General features: G+C 39.6%; 16 protein-coding genes. 2 read left to right on the top strand and 14 right to left on the bottom strand.

Annotated elements, in window-relative coordinates:
- Window positions 1-261: 261 nt before the first annotated feature.
- From ABD009_RS11955 to cadR, 14 genes are all read right to left on the bottom strand, one after another.
- Window positions 262-1128: a copper resistance protein B gene (locus ABD009_RS11955; RefSeq protein ID WP_028834968.1), complete on the bottom strand. Its 867-nt coding sequence runs from the start codon at window positions 1126-1128 to the stop codon at window positions 262-264.
- Entirely contained in the window at window positions 1125-2948 is a 1824-nt protein-coding gene (locus tag ABD009_RS11950) for a copper resistance system multicopper oxidase (RefSeq protein ID WP_058405792.1), read from the bottom strand. Before ABD009_RS11950 ends, ABD009_RS11955 begins: the two co-directional genes overlap by 4 nt.
- 27 nt (window positions 2949-2975) lie before the next feature.
- Window positions 2976-3446 (bottom strand): YybH family protein, encoded by a 471-nt coding sequence (locus tag ABD009_RS11945; protein ID WP_343825665.1) that lies wholly within the window; start codon window positions 3444-3446, stop codon window positions 2976-2978.
- Between the two features lie 15 nt (window positions 3447-3461).
- Window positions 3462-4349: a copper resistance D family protein gene (locus tag ABD009_RS11940; protein WP_024596191.1), complete on the bottom strand. Its 888-nt coding sequence runs from the start codon at window positions 4347-4349 to the stop codon at window positions 3462-3464.
- A 19-nt stretch (window positions 4350-4368) separates the two neighbouring features.
- The gene (locus ABD009_RS11935) at window positions 4369-4716 is read right to left on the bottom strand and encodes a copper resistance CopC family protein (RefSeq protein WP_058405791.1); all 348 of its coding nucleotides are present in this window, start codon (window positions 4714-4716) and stop codon (window positions 4369-4371) included.
- A 53-nt stretch (window positions 4717-4769) separates the two neighbouring features.
- Window positions 4770-7934, bottom strand: a complete 3165-nt coding sequence (locus ABD009_RS11930; protein WP_343825663.1) for an efflux RND transporter permease subunit — start codon at window positions 7932-7934, stop codon at window positions 4770-4772.
- A 14-nt stretch (window positions 7935-7948) separates the two neighbouring features.
- Window positions 7949-9691, bottom strand: a complete 1743-nt coding sequence (locus ABD009_RS11925; protein WP_058405789.1) for an efflux RND transporter periplasmic adaptor subunit — start codon at window positions 9689-9691, stop codon at window positions 7949-7951.
- Window positions 9691-11118, bottom strand: a complete 1428-nt coding sequence (locus tag ABD009_RS11920) for a TolC family protein (RefSeq protein ID WP_058405788.1) — start codon at window positions 11116-11118, stop codon at window positions 9691-9693. The genes ABD009_RS11925 and ABD009_RS11920 overlap by 1 nt, the downstream gene beginning before the upstream one ends.
- Window positions 11118-11615, bottom strand: a complete 498-nt coding sequence (locus ABD009_RS11915) for a DUF411 domain-containing protein (protein WP_004589252.1) — start codon at window positions 11613-11615, stop codon at window positions 11118-11120. Before ABD009_RS11915 ends, ABD009_RS11920 begins: the two co-directional genes overlap by 1 nt.
- Before the next feature lie 107 nt (window positions 11616-11722).
- Entirely contained in the window at window positions 11723-12103 is a 381-nt protein-coding gene (locus ABD009_RS11910) for a hypothetical protein (RefSeq protein ID WP_058405787.1), read from the bottom strand.
- Between the two features lie 133 nt (window positions 12104-12236).
- Window positions 12237-12461, bottom strand: coding sequence for a GDCCVxC domain-containing (seleno)protein (locus ABD009_RS11905; RefSeq protein WP_082653641.1), 225 nt, complete (start codon window positions 12459-12461; stop codon window positions 12237-12239).
- Window positions 12449-12838 (bottom strand): organomercurial transporter MerC, encoded by a 390-nt coding sequence (gene merC, locus ABD009_RS11900; protein WP_058405786.1) that lies wholly within the window; start codon window positions 12836-12838, stop codon window positions 12449-12451. Before merC ends, ABD009_RS11905 begins: the two co-directional genes overlap by 13 nt.
- A gap of 61 nt (window positions 12839-12899) precedes the next feature.
- Window positions 12900-13277 (bottom strand): MerR family transcriptional regulator, encoded by a 378-nt coding sequence (locus ABD009_RS11895; RefSeq protein ID WP_058405785.1) that lies wholly within the window; start codon window positions 13275-13277, stop codon window positions 12900-12902.
- 42 nt (window positions 13278-13319) lie between these two features.
- Window positions 13320-13709 carry a Cd(II)/Pb(II)-responsive transcriptional regulator gene (gene cadR, locus ABD009_RS11890; RefSeq protein ID WP_008128687.1) on the bottom strand — a complete coding sequence of 130 codons (390 nt, stop codon included), beginning with the start codon at window positions 13707-13709 and terminating at the stop codon, window positions 13320-13322.
- 77 nt (window positions 13710-13786) lie between these two features.
- On the opposite strand from cadR, the gene ABD009_RS11885 reads away from it, so the two are divergent.
- Window positions 13787-14518 (top strand): transglutaminase-like domain-containing protein, encoded by a 732-nt coding sequence (locus ABD009_RS11885; RefSeq protein WP_058405784.1) that lies wholly within the window; start codon window positions 13787-13789, stop codon window positions 14516-14518.
- Window positions 14505-15392 (top strand): cation diffusion facilitator family transporter, encoded by an 888-nt coding sequence (locus ABD009_RS11880; RefSeq protein ID WP_058405783.1) that lies wholly within the window; start codon window positions 14505-14507, stop codon window positions 15390-15392. The genes ABD009_RS11885 and ABD009_RS11880 overlap by 14 nt, the downstream gene beginning before the upstream one ends.
- The last annotated feature ends 74 nt before the right edge of the window (window positions 15393-15466 follow it).

The raw sequence follows: 15466 nt of genomic DNA, 5'->3' as shown, positions 1-15466 counted from the left end.
TGTTTTTTGCCTTGACTCTTTAACCTTAACCATTCGCCTACTTTACTTCTTAGCTGATATTCCACCTTGATAGGTATACACCAGACTGGCACCGACTGAAAACAAGAAGTAGCTTACTATTACTGCTCTTAGTTCTTTCCAAAAAAACTATTAGCTAGGCCTTTCCTAACATAACTAAAATGGTTTAAATCCCAAAAAACGAAAGCTACCATCAACATAGTTGCGGTAGCTCTCATCAAGTCAATATAGTATTTCTTCATATCAGAGCCAGAACTTGATACCTGCAACAAAAGCAGTATCACGAGTACTTTGCCCATTTAACTTCGCAAAGTCGGCTGTATTACCAAATTTATTTGTCCACTCAACGCCAACATAGGGAGCAAACTGGCGGGTAAACTCATAACGAACCCGAAAACCAATAGCACTGCTAGACAAGCCACTACCAAGGTTATTTTGGACGTCATCCTTACCGTAAAGCGTCAACTCTGCTCGTGGTTGAACAATTAACTTTTGAGTAAGTAATAGCTCATACTCAGCTTCGATCGAAAATGCACTATTACCTTGCTCTCCTAAATACGCAGTCATATCAATTTCAAACCAGTAGGGGGCTAGACCTTGTAAACCAAAAGCTAGCCATTTGCGGTTTTCACCTTCGTTATTGTAATCAAGTCGAATACCGACTTGTGTATCCCAATAAGCAGATATTGCGTGGCCCCATAGAAAATCTGTTTGGTTCTCCTCTAAATTACCTTCGCTAAAATCTCCTTCAGTTTTGATGACTAATCTATCAAAAGTAGTGCCATACCATGCCTGAAAGTCAAAAACACCTGCGTTTGTTTGCTCATTATATTCAAGACGATCCCCTAGTAGCGCGTAAAATGAATGCTCATCTGCCAAAGTCAGTCGTTTGTCGCTACTGAGTGCATAAGGGCCTTCAGTCAAAGTTGTACCTGCTGCATAAGCATGGGGGTCTCTAGCATCTTTAGGTGCATCTCCACCTTGTGCTTGCATTTTAGAATCACCCATCTCAGTCATCTCATCTTTTGCAGATACAGATACAGATACACTTATAAGGGGCAAACCTATTAATAATAGTCTTAACGTATTGGTTAGTATTAATTTTTTCATGATACAACTACCTCTCTAAACATACCTGCATCCATGTGGAATAATAAATGGCAATGCCATGCCCAGCGACCTACGTCATGAGGTGTTGTTAAAAAACTAATTCTTTGCGCTGGTTGTACAGGGATAGTATGGCGACGAACCTGTACATCACCTTTTTCATTCTCCAAATCGCTCCACATACCATGCAGGTGCATGGGATGTGTCATCATTGTATCGTTTTGTAAAATAACTCTTAAACGTTGATTATGCTTCATGTGAACTGGCGTGCTTTTTCCAAATTCCAAGCCATCAAATGACCAGCTATAACGCTCCATGTTTCCAGTTAAATGTAATTCAATTTCAGCCTCTGGCTCTTGCTGGTTTGTAATTCCCTCAAGAGAATGTAAATCTGCAAGTGTTAAAACACGGCGTCCATTTTTACGTAAACCTATACCGGGATCATCAAGGTTTGTTCTAGGCATATCAACACGCATATCAACAGAAGCTCCATACTCTGTTTTTGCATGACGCACTTTAGTGCTAGCAACAGCTAATGGGTTTTTAGTCATTCCATGTTTACTATGATCCATTGCCATCGCTCCATGACCCATTGCACTATGATCCATTTTATTAGAATTCATGCCCGACATACCTGCCGTATCAGCCATTGTAGAATGCACACTATCATGGGTCATATTGCCCATCATATCTGTCATCGTTAACCACTCAACGGGGTCTAAAGAAGGTACTGGTGCATCAACGTTAGGTGCCATTGATAAAGTACCTTTAGCATAACCTGAGCGATCCATGCTTTGTGCAAAAATCGTATATGCATCATTTTTTGGCTCGACAAGTACATCATAAGTTTCACCGGGACCAAATCTAAATTCATCTACTGTCACAGGTTCAACATTTTGTCCATCAGCTTGTACAACTGTTAACTTCAGCTCAGGTATTCTTACATCAAAAAACGTATTGCTAGAACCGTTAATAAATCTAAGCCTAACCTTTTCGCCAGCTTTAAACATTCCACGCCAGTTTGTCAAAGGCGCACAACCATTCATTAAAAAAGTCATTGCAGATGCTGATAAGTCTGCAAGATCTGTAGGGTTCATTCTCATTTTATTCCACATTTCCCGGCGTTGTAGCGCATTTGAAACGCTGCTATTTGAAATGTCATCAAAAAACTCTGGAACAGTAGGTTGATTAAAGTTAAATACATCGCTCTGTACTTTTAACTTGCGGAACAAATCCATTGGGTCATCATCAGTCCAATCAGACAATTGGATAACATGCTCATTGTCAGCACTAATAATATCCTTTTCTCTTGGCTCAATAATTAATGCGCCGTACATACCTGTCATTTCTTGAAAGCCACTGTGTGAGTGATACCAATATGTGCCGCTTTGTTGCAGCTTAAATTTATAAACAAAGGTTTCACCCGGCATTATACCTTTAAAGCTAATACCCGGTACGCCATCCATTTGATACGGAAGAATGATCCCATGCCAATGAATTGAACTCGGCACTGATAATTTATTAGTTACCCTGATAGTAACGTCATCACCTTCTCTGAGGCGCAAGGTAGGAGCTGGTATTGAGCCATTGATTGTTGTAGCCATTCTTACAACACCTGTGAAGTTTACGGGTGACTCATCTATCACTAAATCTATTACTTCTCCACTTAGTTCGGGCGCAGTACCTGTTGAAGTTCCAGCAATCAAAGATGAAGCTGCATGAAGAACACTTGGAAAAGCAGCTAATACACCGCCAGCAATTACACCTTGTACAAAGCGTCTACGTGGCGTAGAAACTTGATGTAATGGACTTTTAATTCTCATTTTGTACTCCGTTATTTAACCAATAAATTAATGTGACCAATGAATGTGCTTAATCTTCCATTCACCATTTTGTTTTTCCAGCACCATCGTTTCCATGCCTTGATAATCGCGTTCAACACCTTTATGAGTACCTGTAGTTTGACTACGCGACGCAGAGATAGCGGTATTTCCAAGTATCGTCACTTGATGTTCAAGTGTGTCGCTCTTCATCGCTGCTAAATACTTCATATCCGACAACATATGATGATGAGCATATTCATCAGCGCTCCTTTCAACGCGGCTTCCCTCGAAAATGGTGACATCATCCGCTAACTGCGCTCTAGCCTGTTTTTGATTGCCAGTTTCAAGTGCTTGATGAAATGCCAAAACAACTTTTGCGGCAGGGGTATCTATACCTTTAAACAAACCTTTGTCTTTGTTCTTATCACCATGAGCGTTTGCTGCGAAACTAAACGTCATTAATAAAACGAGTAATATATTTATTGTTTTCATTTTCATTCTCTCTTTTAGGTTTTAATTTGCAGGGCCAACAACACTAGTAAGCCCAGCCGTTACAGATAAAATGGCAAAAGCTACTACCATTTCTATCGAGATAGATTTAGATAAAGCCTCTCTGCCTTGACTATTTTTAAGTTGTGGAACGAGTATTAGTTTATGTTTAGCAGCAAGTGCCAAAATAGACACTACAAGGGCCAATTTAAACAACAGTGTTTGTCCGTAACTTGAGCTTATTAGTGCATCAAGACTTCCGACCAATTGAATCACGAGCCAGAGGCCTGCTACCAACAATAGGCTCAATGTAAAACTTGCTTGTTTGCCAAAGCTTTCCATCAGCAAATGAAGTTCTGCATAACTTAGCTGATGGCAAGCCTGTTTTAATGGCAATAACGCCCCAAACCACCATGCCATAACGAGCACATGCAAAATAAGCAAGCCTTTTTCAATTGTGCCTAACTCAGAAATATGACCCAGTAACGTGAATGAGTATGCAAGGATTAATAAACTCAACATTAAAGCGCTTTGTTTTAAGTACGAGTTCACAGCGAGTTTGAACCTTAAAGCTAAAGCGATTATTGCGGTAACTAGCCCAAGCGCTCGAAGCAAAGCTCCAGTGCCGACAGAGGAGTCCCACATAATAGCCAATATATCAGCGTCTATCGCCCCCTGAATTCCCTCTTCTGCCATTGCACCAGTACTGGCAAAGAACCAAGTAATATTAGCGATCAAAGCCATAACTATATAAGTTCTTGTCCACGTTAAATTCGCTATTACAGCATTAGTATGAGATTCATTATTCTCAAATATTTGCCTGAAAAATGTATAACCTGCAATACAGGCAAAGCCGACGTAAAATACAATTTTTGACAGTACAATGACTGTATTCCAGATATACATTTCCATATCAATCACACCGCCTATTTTAGTGAACCATAAAGCCGAAGCTATGTTTCATTTTATGACCATCGTTACCTAAGAAGGTTACATCCACAGCGTAGTTTGCAGGAGCTAATTTAGGTAGTTTCCATGTAAATTTGCTAGTAGCGACTTTAGAAGGCTCGAATCCAAATTTAAATTCTTCGCCTTGTTTATTGGCCAATGAAACTTTTACAACCCGTACCTCTTTGGTGAACATCAAAGTTAATTCTTCTGGAGGATTCATTAGCATTGCATTATCAGCAGGCACACTTTTTTCAAGATGCACATGCGCAAATACCGCACTACTAAAAACGACACTGATTACGGTTAAAAATTTAATTAGTTTTTTCATATTTACCTCTATTTTAGTTTATTGAAATTGCTATTTATGGTTTCTTAACTTCGCTAAGCATTACTTTTTAGCTCCGCCTTAGAAAGCTCCTTGTTAAAGGCGTTTAATTCTGGCTTTTTAACGATTGAGTAAATTACTGGGAGCACAATAAGAGTGAGTAGCACAGCACTTGTCATTCCGCCTACCATAGGTGCAGCAATACGACTCATAATCTCCGAACCTGTTCCTGTACCATATAAAATGGGCATCAAGCCGATAATGATTGTTGCAACTGTCATCATTACTGGACGAACTCGTAAGCCTGCACCGTGCAATAATGCATCTTGATATGCATCATCAGAGATAGGTTCAGCTCGCTCTTCAGCTTTTTCCTTAAGCTCAGCAAGTGCCTGATTGAGATAGACCAACATTATCACACCAATCTCAACCGCTACCCCAGCTAGAGCAATAAAGCCCACGCCAACAGCCACAGAGAAGTTAAACCCTTCCAGATACATCAACCATAAGCCACCAATCATCGCCATCGGCAAGGTAACGATAATGATAGCCACCTCACTAAACGCTCTGAAGTTTAAGTAAAGTAGAATAACAATAATGGCGAGTGTTAAAGGCAATACATAGGTGAGCTTTTCTTTCGCTCTTTCCATATATTCGTATTGCCCAGCCCAAGTAATTGAATAACCTGCTGGTAGTTTTAGATTATTAGCCAAGTGTATTTTTGCACTTTCAACATAAGTACCTACGTCAACACCGTCTATATCGATAAACGTCCAGCCATTTAAACGAGCATTTTCACTCTTAATCCCCGGCGGACCGTTCTCAACTCGAATATCTGCGACATCACCTAGTGCAATGCGTTGACCACTTGGTGTTACAACAGGTAATCGTGATAGCTGCTCAGGAGAGTCTCGATAGTCTTGCGGATAGCGTAAGTTAACAGGGTAACGCTCTTGACCTTCTACCGTTTGGGTAACGTTCATACCACCAATAGCTGTAGAAACCACTTGTTGAACATCTTCGATGTTTAACCCAAAGCGACTTGCCTTATCGCGTGAAATATCAACCTTGATATATCGTCCACCTGCAACTCGCTCTGAGTAAACTGATGCTGTGCCTGTAACTTCGGGTAAAATTTGCTCTATTTGTTGGCCGATTTCCTGAATCACATCAAGCTCTGGTCCGGCGACTTTAATACCCACAGGCGTTTTTATGCCTGTTGCTAACATGTCGATTCGGGTCTTGATTGGCATAACCCAAGCATTCGTTAAGCCCGGAAACTTAACCAATTTATCAAACTCAGCTTTTAACGATTCAGTAGTCACACCCTCTCGCCACTGCTCTTGTGGCTTCAATTGAATAAAGGTTTCAATCATGGTTAAAGGTGCAGGATCGGTTGCAGTTTCAGCTCTTCCTACTTTACCAAATACAGTTTCAACTTCTGGCACAGTGCGAATAAGCTTGTCTGTTTGCTGCAATAACTCCCTTGCTTTACCAATTGAAATACCGGGATAGGTAGTAGGCATATACATGAGATCGCCTTCATCCAATGGCGGAATGAATTCACTACCAATTTTATCGACAGGCCAAAAGCCAACGATAGTCACTAATATTGCTGCTACTATTGTCGATTTTGGAAACTTCATGACTTGCTTTAAAACAGGCATGTAGATAGCAATCAATAATCGGTTTAACGGGTTTTTCTTTTCAGAAACAACTTTGCCTCGAATAAAGTAGCCCATCAAAACAGGCACCAATGTGATCGCCAAACCTGCTGATGCCGCCATTGCATAGGTTTTTGTATAGGCGAGCGGAGAGAACATTCTTCCTTCTTGCGCTTCCAAGATAAATACAGGTAAGAATGAGACTGTAATGATCAGTAAGCTAAAAAATAGTGCAGGGCCTACTTCACTCGCAGCCTTAGCAACAATTTGCCAGCGATTTTCATCTGTTAGTGGTGTTTTCTCCATATGCTTGTGCATATTTTCAATCATCACTATTGCACCATCAGTCATCGCACCAATCGCAATAGCGATACCGCCTAAAGACATAATGTTGGCATTGATGCCTTGCATATACATGATAATGAACGACACCAAGATACCTAATGGCAGAGTAACAACTGCCACAATAGATGAGCGAAGATGAAATAGGAAAGCCACACAGACAATAGCAACGACTGCAAGCTCCTCTAGCAACTTGCTCCAAAGATTATCAACAGCACGATCTATTAACTTCGATCTGTCATAAACAGGGACAATCTCCACCCCCTCTGGTAGAGAAGATTTAAGCGATTCAAGTTTTTCTTTTACCCCGTTTATGGTTTGTTGAGCGTTTTCACCAAAGCGCATAACGACAACACCACCAACAACTTCTCCTTCACCATTTAGCTCTGCGATACCACGGCGCATTTGAGGCCCTAAATTAACGGTAGCAACATCACCAATACGCAATGGCGTGCCTTGTTCGTTAATACCAAGTGGGATTTTCTCTATATCACTAACTGATTGAATATACCCCGTTGCGGTAACCATATATTCAGCTTCAGCCATTTCCACAACAGATGCGCCCGTTTCTTTATTGCCTCGTTTAAGTGCCATTTGGATATGACTTAACGGCACGTTATAAGCTCTGAGCTTGTCGGGATCAACTTGTACCTGATATTGCTTAACCATACCGCCAACGGCGGAAACCTCAGACACGCCCGGTACAGTTTGCAATTCATACTTTAAAAACCAATCTTGAATACTTCTTAATTGGCTTAGATCATGGTTTCCAGATTTATCTGTTAAAGCGTAGATGTATACCCAACCCACACCTGTCGCATCAGGTCCTAATTGTGGTTTTGCCGAATCAGGCAGGCTTGATGCTACTTGGCTTAAGTATTCAAGTACTCTGCTTCTAGCCCAATACAAATCAGTATCATCATCAAAAATGATATAGACGTAGGAATCACCAAAAAATGAGTAACCACGAACAGTTTGCGCTCCCGGTACTGACAACATGGCTGTAGTAAGGGGAAACGTCACTTGATCTTGCACTACTTGTGGTGCCTGTCCCGGATAGCTCGTCTTAATTATCACCTGCACATCAGAAAGATCGGGGAGTGCATCTACTGGTGTTTTTTGTAATGAATACAAACCACCAAACGCGATAATTAAGGTAATCAACAAAACAAAGAAACGATTGCCGATAGACCATCTAATAATTGATTCAATCATTATTTTTCTCCCACTTAATGATTAGAATGATCAACAGCAGCTTTATTTTCCTTGCCGTGTTGTTCATCTGATTCAAGAGAAATGTCAGTGATAACTAAGTCATCTCTAACCTCAAAAGTGAAAGTGACATTATCACCGACATTGAAATCAACCATTTCTATATTGTCCGCGATGATAAAATCCATCGTCGCAGCAGGTCTATCCCATTTCTCTATTGGGCCTCTGCTAATATTTAGAATCCGTGTATCAATATCAATCGCATTGATCAAACCAGATACTGTTGCTGATGATACTTCAGGCTCACTCATGATATGAATTCCAGTAATTTCATATCCACCGTCTTCGGTTTTGCTCACTTCAAAGTGCAAAGATTGACCTGACTTTAATGAGTCAATATCGACTTTTTCAGCCACAGTAAAATCCATAACCATTTCAGGCCAATCCCAAGCTTCAGCTGGGCCATGTGAAATATTAACCATGCGGTGCCCTGCCATAACACTATTAACATCCCCTTGCATCCAAACAGAGTTAGGCACTTCATCATGAGTCATTCGTTTAAAGTCAGAGCTTTTACTTGATTCAGAATCAATCAAGAATTGGGCAGATGTCACCACAACGTCATCTTCATTTAAGCCGTCTAATATTTCGATGCTGTCGATATCAACCCGGCCAATAGTCACTTCAATAGATTTAAATTGCCCATCACCTAACGCAAGTACTACTCTGTCCTGTTTACCTGTTCTAATAACGGCTTCTTTAGGCACGAGGATGGTGCTATCAGCTTGATTAGCGTGAATAGAGACTTGTGCAAACATATTTGGTTTTAATTGATAGTCTGTGTTATCAAATTTCAATCTCACTCGGAGTGTGCGTGTTTTACTGTTCAATGTTGGATAAACATAATCAACGACACCAGCCCAGTCCTCACCGGGTAAATAATCCAGTGTCATTGATACAGGAAGTCCTTTTTTAATTAAGGCTGCGTCACGTTCAAACACTTCTGCTTCAACCCAAACTTGATCTAGCTGGCCAATGCTTAATAAGGTGTTTCCCGGCTTTACATAAAAACCTTCTCTAACCTTCAAACCATCGACAACACCTGCTTGTGGTGAATAAAAGGTAATTGTTTGCTGAACCTTTCGTGTTTGCTCTAATTCTTTAATAAAGTCTGCTGAAAGCTGTAACGCTTTTAGGCGATCTTTGGCTGCTGAAATTAAAGAACTATTGTTGCGCTTTAACGCTATTAACAGCTCTTCCTGAGCATTAACTAACTGAGGAGAATAGAGCGTATAAAGAGGCTGCCCTTTCTCTACAGGGTTACCTGCTGCTTTGATGTAAAGTTTATCAATCCAGCCATCAACCCGTGGGTGGATATGAATTAGCTTATCTTCATCATATTGAACGTAACCTACCGTTGAGATTTCAGTATGCATATTTTTCAGTTCAACAGGTGCAGTGCGAACCCCAAGGTTATTCACTACATGAGGCGCAATTTTTACTGCTCCGGGGCCAAAGTCATCACCAGATGATCCTTCCTCATACACAGGAATTAAATCCATCCCCATAGGCGACTTACCGGGCTTGTCCCGGCGGTAATTAGAATCCATCGGTGCAACCCAATACAGCGGTTGTTTCTCTGCTGATGTAGCTTCATCAGTATCACTGTTTGAGCCTGCACCTTGATATAAGCTCAATGCTCCTGCACCTAGTGCTGCCCCAATAATGACGGCAATAATTGTTTTCGTATTCGTTGACATTATTTTTCTCCAAATTGCTTATTGGATAAGTGCTGATTAGTTTTGTGCGAAGTGTGCAATGGCTTATGTTCAGCATTTGATTTAGATTGAGAATGCGCAAAGAAATAGTTGATGCGAGTAACTGTTTTAAGTGCATCAACATCAATTCTTAAAGCTGATATTCTGGTATTTAATTCGGCAATTCTTGCTCGAACAACTTCGGCAAAATCGCCATCATCATTGGTGTAAGCCGTCAAAGACGCTTCCGCTTGGTCATGAGTTTGTTTAAGGAGTTGTTCTTGATAGATAGATTGTCTATCAGATAAACGCTTAAGCTGTCTAAGCTCCTTTTCCACCGCACTGATCATTTGCTTTGTCAGCAATAGTTTCTCGGTTTTAACAGCCTCTGAATCTGCAATAGAAGCTGCAACTTGCTTATCTTGTCTGTTCTCGGTAAACAACGGTAAATCAAACGTTACACCAACAGAAAATAAATCAGCTCGGCTATCACCAGAAGGCATATTGTCACGATAGGCATAGCTCGCATTAACACCCCATTGCGGCTCATATTTCTGTTTAGCTAATTCAACACCTTTTTCTAAAGATTTGCGTTTTACATCAATTGCAAGTATGGCTGGATGATTAGCAAGAGCCTGAGCCAATAGATTTCTTGAGTAATTAGATGCTTTTAGGACTGTTGGATTATTCAATTGAATCGAAGGCAATTCTTTTGAGACGCTAAACTCTAGTGGTTGCGCGTCAAAGTTGAATGATTCATTCAATCGGTCAGCATCGTAAATATGAAGCCACTCATTAAGGCGAGCGATTGTCGTTTCTAGTTTCTGCTTTTGCGAAGTTAATCTGTCATCTAACTGCACTATTTCCAATTGAGCACGAATAACATCTTGCTGTCTAGTTTTACCAACAACGTTTGAATAGCTAGCTTTAGCCACTTCCGCCATCTGCTCAAAGAGAGACCAATCATCTTCAATCAATTTAATAGTTTTCTGGGCTAAGTAAGCATCTAACCAAAGTTGTGACACTTGGCTTTTCAACTTAGCTTTACGATCCTCTCGTAGCAGTGGAAATTTCGTGGACTCAATTTGTAACTGATCTTGCTTGATCTCTAGACTGTCGCCTCTCGGAAACATTTGAGAGACGCCAACCTTTAGCTGAGTCATTCCTTCCTGATCTAAATCCCAAGTATCTGTTGGTAAATTCATTATCCCTAGCGATACTTTCGGATCAGGCAAAGTACCTGAAGCAATACTTCTATTTTCAACTGCACTTTGTTTCAATCGGCTACCATGAAGCCAAGGATCATTTTGCTGAGCTAAGGTGATAGCTTGTTCAAGCGACACTACTTTCTCAGCTTGAGCTGAGAATACAGATAAGCCGAGTATTAATGCAGTTGAAAGTGAAGTAAGGTTTGAAGAGTTCAATTTCATTAGAATTGCTCCTCGTATGTCTTAACTTTTGCATAGACTTTGCTCGTTCCATCTTTAAATAGAATTAACACGTTGTATGGCATAAAGCGGTCATCGACTTCCATACCGGGAGAGCCAACTGGCATTGCTGGAACTGAAAGCCCAATCGCATTGGGATGTTCTTCTGATAAGAACTGCTGAATAAATTTAGCAGGTATATGACCTTCAAAGGCAAATCCATTTCTACTCACTGCCGTGTGGCATGAACGGTAATTAGGTTTGATACCATACTTAGTTTTGATGTTGCCGATGTTTCGGAAATCTTTGGAATGCGCAACGATCCCTTTGTCTTCAATATGAGTTATCCATTTTTTACAACACCCACAAGTAGGGGTTTTATAAACGATTAACTCCAAAGGTGTTACGTCGTTATTGTGTGCATGGTTATGTTCGTTGGCGTTTGCAAACGCAGGTGAAAGCAGCATTACTACTGCTATTTTTAAATACTTATTGATCATTTTTGCCCCCAGACATCGCTGGAAAATATCTATAGCGCTACGACGCTATATTGACTAACAGAAAAATTAATTACATGTGCGCGAAATTTGGACGCACTAATCCTGTATTAGGCAAAAATTGGTGGACGATAAAGGGAAGTGGAAATTGAATGAGGTTGTTTAGATTGCAGAGCAGCTACAGATTCACTGAATATTTGAATATCTGTCGAATCAATACTGGAATTTAGGACTGTCGTAGATGAGCAAGCATTTGCAGGACAAATACATTCAACGTCACAACAATCTTCTGATTGACCATTACTGCTTTTATTCATATCCCCATGATTCATTCCTTCATGGTGACTCATTTTGGAATGATCCATGTTCATGTGTGATTCGTGAGAACCTGATGACATTTCACAAGACATAGCAGTATAAGCCAATGCTTGCCCAACAAAGGCAATCAGCATAGCTACAACAACTAAGACTTTTGAAAGTGGTTTAAACATAAAGTTCTCTTAAGAAAAATACCATCACAATACTAAATTAAAGTCATATCTAAGTAAATGATAAACCGTGGTGCTTTTAAAAATTTTGATTAATACAGGAGACTAGTGAATATAGTCGAGAAAAAATAACTAATTAATCACCAGTATGAGAGCAACAATTATGTCCTTCCTGAATTGGTGGACACTTTACTGTTCCATATGAACAGTAAACACAGCAGTCACCCTTTAATGGTTTTAACAAAACTTTGCACGATTCACATTCATAATACCACTGACAAGCGTTTGTCGGCATTTCTTCAATTTTACTATACCCACATTCTGGACATGTAATAGTCGACTTTAGCTCTATACGTTGCATGTTTGCTCCCTTACTGGTTTTACGATATCCAAAACCGACATAACGACCATTAAGCAAATACCAAAGTAAAATAGGTATGTGCTCCAATCATATTGCCAAAGAGGATAAAGCGTTAATAGCACTGCTACAGGCCCAAGAATGCTGAAGGCAGCTCTGGTATGGCTTTTATTTTTGTGCCAGTTGTATAAGTTTACTAGTAGCGCCAGAGTTGCAAATATAGGTAACAAGGTATTTACAGCAATCCCCTCAAAATGAGAAAGAAAACCTAACCCCAACGCTGATGCTAATGAACCAAGTGCAGGGAAACACCCTGTACAACTAAGTGCTGCAAGCCAAACCCCGCCTGAGCCAACTTTATCTAAAATTTTATTTATCATTTGAAAGTCTATTGGTTGATATTACCAGCACTTTAAACTCCGTACATGAGTACGGAGTCAATCATTTTAATGAATCAATAATAGGGCAATATGTTGGATCATCGTTTTGTATACAGGTATTTGTCATATCCACAATTACTTTCTCTAAACGTTGAAGGTCGCTAATTTTTTCTCGAATGATTGCTAACTTTTGTCGGCTTAATAACTCAACTTGAGCGCAGTCGTTGTCCATAGACATTAGCGATTTAATTTCTTTTAACGTAAAGCCGAGCATTTTGGCTTTTGTGATGAACCTAAGTTGTCCTGCTATTGTTTCGTCATATTGTCTATAACCTGATATTGGTTTTGTAGGTTGTGTAATAAGTCCTTCTCGCTCATAAAAACGAATGGTTTCTACGTTTAAATTTAATGATTGTGCTAATTTACCAATGGTTTTCATAATTGCCTTTGCGACTAAGAATAGCTCAAAGCAGAATTTAGATTAACTATCCAACGACTTAATAATACCGCATCCTTCAATGGTATTATCAGAATTGCATGTACTTGCCATATGTTGTAATTCATTTTTTAAGGCCTTTAATTCTTTCATGCGTTTGTTGACTAAATTTAATTGCTGCTTAATCAATTCATTCACACTAGAGCAGCTTTCTTCTGGCTTATTCTTTAATTCAATAAGACGTTTGATATCATCAAGAGATATATCGAGGCTGCGACAATGCTTAACGAATTCCAGCTCTTTTAACGCCTTATTGGAATACAACCTAAAGTTACCCTCAGAGCGCTCAGGATCTGAAAGCAACCCTTCTCTTTCATAATACCTAATTGTTTGTATTGAACAGCCTGATGTTTTCGATAATTCGCCAATTTTCATAAACCTTTCCAATAAACTTGACTCTATAGTTACTATAGGTTTTATAGTTAAAGCATACAAGTTAATAAGGGGTAAAAATGTGTGATAAGTATCTAACCAAGACCAGCATAGTCAATTTTGAACACAAAAATATCCAATCCCTCATAAATCAACGAAGGTGGAAAAGCTTGGATGATTTCAACAAAATTGGTGCGGCCTACCAATTTGTTAAAGATGAAATATTATTTGGCTACAATGAAAGCGATGACATTTCTGCAAGCAATGTTTTAGCGGATGGTTACGGACAATGTAATACCAAAGGTAACTTACTGATGGCCTTGTTACGAGGGTTAGGTATTCAATGCCGATTTCACGGGTTCACCATTGCTCAGCAATTGCAAAAAGGTGCTATTCCAACGTATGTCTTTTGGTTAGCGCCGAAATACATTATCCACAGTTGGGTAGAGGTTTACTTTGATGGACGTTGGATCAACTTAGAAGGCTTTATCTTGGATGAGCAATATCTCACTTCGTTACAACAGAAATTTAGCGAAGAAAAAGATAACTTTTGTGGTTATGGTGTTGCGACAAAATGCTTCTCTACTCCAGATATAAATTGGCGCGGAACTGATACCTATATTCAAAAAGAAGGTATTCATGATGATTTCGGACTTTATGACTCTCCTGATAAGTTCTACCAAGAAAAAGGCACTAATTTGTCAGGCGTTAAACGTTGGATGTATCAACGAGTGATCCGTCACCTGATCAACTTCAATGTCGCCAACATTAGAAAGACGACAGTACTGGAGGTGCAAAATGCACAACCATAATCATAGTCATCAACATGGTAAAGATGACCGTATTGGTTGGGCATTTTTCCTTAATGTGACATTCACTATTATAGAATTTATAGGTGGTTGGCTCACTAACAGTACGGCGATAATGGCAGATGCAGTTCACGATCTTGGTGATAGTCTTTCCATAGGTTTTGCGTGGATTTTAAGTCGTTTTTCAGATAAAGAAGCATCAGATAAGTTTAGTTATGGTTATCGTAGACTTACACTCTTTGGCGCATTGATAAACAGTATTGTTTTAATCATTGGCTCAATTTGGATTTTATTTGAAGCAATTCCAAGGCTGTCCAATCCTGAAATGCCTGTTGTCGAGGGGATGTTAGGGCTAGCGATACTCGGCGTTGCCGTTAACGGATATGCTGTATTAAAATTAAAAGCTGGAGAAACCTTAAATGAAAAAGTACTTACATGGCACTTGCTTGAAGACGTACTTGGCTGGGTTGCTGTGCTTATTGTATCTATTGTGCTGTTATTTGTAGATTTGCCCATTTTAGATCCGTTACTATCTATTGGCTTCACATTGTTTATCTTGTTCAATGTTTTTAAAAATCTGAAATCAACAATTGTCTTGTTTCTTCAGGCCGCGCCAGATGAAGAAACTCAAGAAAGTATAAAAGAGTCGCTAACTAACCTTCCAGAAGTTAATGGCGTACATCATCTGCATTTTTGGTCGTTAGATGGCGAAAGTCACGTATTAACCGCTCACATAGAATTAGTCGAAAAAATTGACGTTGATGAATTAATTAAACTTAAGGAACAAGTGGCTAAGAGACTTTCTGCCTATCGCTTGTCTCATACAACCATTGAATTTGAGTTTCCTAAAGAGACTTGCCGAGATGATGCGAATTAAACTTTAAAAATTAAAATAAAAATAAAAAGATTAAATATAAAAGCAGCTTAAACATAAATTAAGCTGCTTTTTTG

Source organism: Psychrosphaera haliotis (assembly GCF_039523615.1).
Classification (GTDB): domain Bacteria; phylum Pseudomonadota; class Gammaproteobacteria; order Enterobacterales; family Alteromonadaceae; genus Psychrosphaera; species Psychrosphaera haliotis.
The sequence above is the reverse complement of the archived record's forward strand: the minus strand, read 5'-3'. Positions and strand labels throughout refer to the sequence as shown.

Bases quoted from the DNA above. Each gene is read 5' to 3' on its own strand.
- ABD009_RS11895 (WP_058405785.1), bottom strand. From the start codon at position 13,277: ATGAAAACCATTGGTAAATTAGCACAATCATTAAATTTAAACGTAGAA.
- ABD009_RS11920 (WP_058405788.1), bottom strand. From the start codon at position 11,118: ATGAAATTGAACTCTTCAAACCTTACTTCACTTTCAACTGCATTAATA.
- ABD009_RS11955 (WP_028834968.1), bottom strand. From the start codon at position 1,128: ATGAAAAAATTAATACTAACCAATACGTTAAGACTATTATTAATAGGT.
- ABD009_RS11925 (WP_058405789.1), bottom strand. From the start codon at position 9,691: ATGTCAACGAATACGAAAACAATTATTGCCGTCATTATTGGGGCAGCA.
- ABD009_RS11910 (WP_058405787.1), bottom strand. From the start codon at position 12,103: ATGTTTAAACCACTTTCAAAAGTCTTAGTTGTTGTAGCTATGCTGATT.
- ABD009_RS11935 (WP_058405791.1), bottom strand. From the start codon at position 4,716: ATGAAAAAACTAATTAAATTTTTAACCGTAATCAGTGTCGTTTTTAGT.
- ABD009_RS11905 (WP_082653641.1), bottom strand. From the start codon at position 12,461: ATGCAACGTATAGAGCTAAAGTCGACTATTACATGTCCAGAATGTGGG.
- ABD009_RS11885 (WP_058405784.1), top strand. From the start codon at position 13,787: ATGTGTGATAAGTATCTAACCAAGACCAGCATAGTCAATTTTGAACAC.
- ABD009_RS11915 (WP_004589252.1), bottom strand. From the start codon at position 11,615: ATGATCAATAAGTATTTAAAAATAGCAGTAGTAATGCTGCTTTCACCT.
- ABD009_RS11930 (WP_343825663.1), bottom strand. From the start codon at position 7,934: ATGATTGAATCAATTATTAGATGGTCTATCGGCAATCGTTTCTTTGTT.
- ABD009_RS11880 (WP_058405783.1), top strand. From the start codon at position 14,505: ATGCACAACCATAATCATAGTCATCAACATGGTAAAGATGACCGTATT.
- ABD009_RS11950 (WP_058405792.1), bottom strand. From the start codon at position 2,948: ATGAGAATTAAAAGTCCATTACATCAAGTTTCTACGCCACGTAGACGC.
- ABD009_RS11945 (WP_343825665.1), bottom strand. From the start codon at position 3,446: ATGAAAATGAAAACAATAAATATATTACTCGTTTTATTAATGACGTTT.
- ABD009_RS11940 (WP_024596191.1), bottom strand. From the start codon at position 4,349: ATGGAAATGTATATCTGGAATACAGTCATTGTACTGTCAAAAATTGTA.
- merC (WP_058405786.1), bottom strand. From the start codon at position 12,838: ATGATAAATAAAATTTTAGATAAAGTTGGCTCAGGCGGGGTTTGGCTT.
- cadR (WP_008128687.1), bottom strand. From the start codon at position 13,709: ATGAAAATTGGCGAATTATCGAAAACATCAGGCTGTTCAATACAAACA.